Below are 2971 nucleotides of genomic sequence, written 5' to 3'. Positions count from 1 at the left end.
TCGCGGTAGGGACGGCAGTTACCTGCCGCCCCCCGCACAGATCCGTACATGCGGAACTACCGCATACGGCTCCTGCCTCGGGTAGGTTCCTTCCTCGTTTCTGAATCAACGGGTCATTCAGTTCTAAACCAACGCAGACGCCTTTACAGCGCAAAGCATGAAGGCCGGCAGCGTAGTAATTCAATCGCTTTCAGCGTTGATATGCATCGGGCGGGGGGAGGGGCTCGGGAGGGGGCGACATTGCAGGGACTTCTTTCCCTACGCGGCGAGCCATTATTAGGCCATCCCCGTGTAGAATGAGCCGAAACAGCCATTCGTGCAAATCGTTGATGTGCTCGGGGCCGACAACCTTCCATGATGGAATGCGAGATGCAGCAAGCAAATTTTCAGGTTGACTCCCGACTGGCAACGTTGCTCAGCCAAGATTACTCGACGACAGAAAAAGCTCTTAAAGAGTTGGTTGATAACGCATGGGATGCGGATGCAGAAGAGGTGGTTATCGAACTACCTGAGCCATTGACCAATGGCCCTATTGTTATACGCGACGATGGTAACGGGATGACTCGCCGGGAGCTTGAGTCTCATTATTTGAAAATTGCATCTGATCGACGGATGCGGACTAATGGACGTACCTCAAAAAAACGGCGTCCGATCAAAGGCAAGAAAGGGATCGGAAAATTTGCTGGGTTGATGTCCGCTTCGGTGATGCGTCTCACCACAATGGCCCGTGGCCAACAGATTTCGTTCACGCTTGGTATTGAGGACCTTGAGTCGGCGTCCGATATTGAGCACTTGACGCTACCACTTGAGGTGAGCGAATGCAGCTTCGAAGATCATGGAACCTGCGTGACACTGACGCATCTTCGTCAAGGGCTACGTTACCCAAGTGCTGATCGACTACGCCAAGAACTGATCATGGAGTACGGTCGGCAGAAGGACTTCAAAATTATCATCAATGGTAAACCGCTGGGCATTGATGATCTTGAAGGCGAATTCACTGAGGTGCAAGGTACGTTTCCTGATGCGGGGGATGCAACTCTTCGTTTTGCCATTAGCAAAAAGAAAAGTGGTCTGAGACGCCCCGGCATTACTTTGATGGTGGAAGGAAAGGCAGTCGGTAAGCCTAGTTATTTTGGCTTGGAGAACAGTGATGAGATTCCTGCTCGTCTGCTGAGAAAGCTGTATGGCGAGGTCGAAGCTGACGGGCTGATGGACTATGTAACTGCCGGTTGGGACTCGGTAATCGAAAACAGCGAGGCTTACCTACAGATCGTCACCTTCGTGCAGGCAAATTTGGTTGAGGCTTTCCGCTCTACACACGGTATGGAAATGCGGATGGCGCATGCTCGCTTGCAAAAAGCGGTCGCCGGCCGATTGGAAAAACTGCCCCAGCACAAGCGCGAGTTTGCAGATCGAGCAATCAAGAAGGTTTTGAAAAAGTATTACGACGAACCTGCCCACAAGGTACAGGCTCTCGCATTTGTCGTTCTTGAGGCCGTAGAACGTACCGAATACCGCTCTATCATCGAGCATCTCGCTGAAGCAAATCGCGGCGATATCGTTAACCTTGCTGATGCGCTGGAGAGCTTTGGCCTTGCCGACATGGCCGTTCTGGTCGACCAAGCTAAAGCCAGACTGCAGTTCTTGGATGACTTGGAGCGCCTAGTCCGAAATGAAGGCTGCCTTGAGTCAACGGTACACAAAGCTATAGAAGTAAATCTTTGGATTTTGGGTGCTGCATTCACGATCTTTAGTTCCAATATCACTTTGAAACGGCAGATTGAGGAGCTGCTGAAACAGAAGTACTCCGGAGCGCTAGGCACGACCCGTCCAGACTTGCTGTTGAATGAAAGCCTGCTGGGGGAGTTCTTACTGATCGAGTTTAAGCGTCCCTCGCATCCTTTGAGCTTTGCGGATTACCAGCAAGCAACTCGGTATCGGCATGAGCTTACCGGGTATAGCGCTAAGCCAATAAAAATTCTAGTAATAGGAGGGCGGATTGATGGCTTCCCGACCCGAGAGCTTGAGCCTGGAGTCAGCTGCCTATTGTTTACAGATATTATTTCCACAGCACGCCGACAAATTGAATGGCAGCTTCAACGTGCACCGGGTTTTCCTGGCGCACTGCTGATGTAGGCCGTATTTTGTGGGTTTTGGACAGATTCCTGGCTCTAGCCTTCGGAATCCAGCAGCCCCGGGAGGGCTTGCCATTTTGGCTTGTGACAACACCTTAAGCATGGCCGAACGTTTCAGCCCAGGAAAACGAAGCAATTTACGGCATTGCATACCTGCATGACCGCGTGGTTTTTAAAGCCCAAAATAGAGCGCGGGCGGTACAAACATTGAATCACAACCCAACTGTATGTGCAGAATCCACAGCTGTTTTTCCGTTCATCCAGTCTGGCTATCAGAGCAAATCGGTCAACCGCTGAACTCAATACAGTCGTGCACACTGTGATGGGGGGGCACCCTCGAACACGTGAGTAGGAGGTACCTGCTCTGCGTTAGAGCAAGTAAATCTTCTCGTGCGCGCCACTCTTCCTGATTTTCGTCGTTTCGAACGCATAGTCATGTTCGTCAAAATTACACTCCGAAATAAAGTGAGTGTATTTCAAACTCTTCACGCGGGTCATGGCCTTGCTTTTACGCAGGTCCGTCGTTTTATTCTGAACATTCATTTCAGGTGAGAAGTAATTGATCAAACCGGCTTCGGCGGCGAGCACGAGATTTTCTTCCCCCAGGTTTAGATAGTCGTTAGGCTGTTTGATGGCCATGCCGTCGCGAGACGCCATCGCCTCGAATCGTGGCGTGAAGAAGTACAGATAGATTTCCGCTTCGTCCTCGCATTCTGCCTGGGCTTGCTGCACACGCTTGTGCCCGTCCATTCGGTCAGACAGCTCCATGGCCTTGCCGATGTACATGACTGAATCGCCCCGGGTTTCCTAGACACTCTCCAGGCTCGCTGCGTAAC

Annotated in this window: 2 protein-coding genes; one reads left to right on the top strand and one right to left on the bottom strand. The window is 51.4% G+C overall.

Translation table 11 applies throughout. The features are described from left to right. Positions 1-369: 369 nt before the first annotated feature. The gene (locus H096_RS19980; protein WP_032902224.1) at positions 370-2136 is read left to right on the top strand and encodes an ATP-binding protein; all 1767 of its coding nucleotides are present in this window, start codon (positions 370-372) and stop codon (positions 2134-2136) included. Positions 2137-2504: 368 nt separating this feature from the next. Here H096_RS19980 and H096_RS19975 read toward each other — a convergent pair whose 3' ends face one another. Then, positions 2505-2921, bottom strand: coding sequence for a hypothetical protein (locus H096_RS19975; protein ID WP_033901134.1), 417 nt, complete (start codon positions 2919-2921; stop codon positions 2505-2507). Between the last annotated feature and the right edge of the window lie 50 nt (positions 2922-2971).

The organism is Pseudomonas sp. FH1, from assembly GCF_000510895.2.
Taxonomy (GTDB): domain Bacteria; phylum Pseudomonadota; class Gammaproteobacteria; order Pseudomonadales; family Pseudomonadaceae; genus Aquipseudomonas; species Aquipseudomonas azotoformans_A.
The sequence above is the reverse complement of the archived record's forward strand: the minus strand, read 5'-3'. Positions and strand labels throughout refer to the sequence as shown.

Excerpts from the sequence above, each read along its gene's own strand:
- H096_RS19980 (WP_032902224.1), top strand. The coding sequence starts at position 370 with ATGCAGCAAGCAAATTTTCAGGTTGACTCCCGACTGGCAACGTTGCTC.
- H096_RS19975 (WP_033901134.1), bottom strand. The coding sequence starts at position 2,921 with ATGTACATCGGCAAGGCCATGGAGCTGTCTGACCGAATGGACGGGCAC.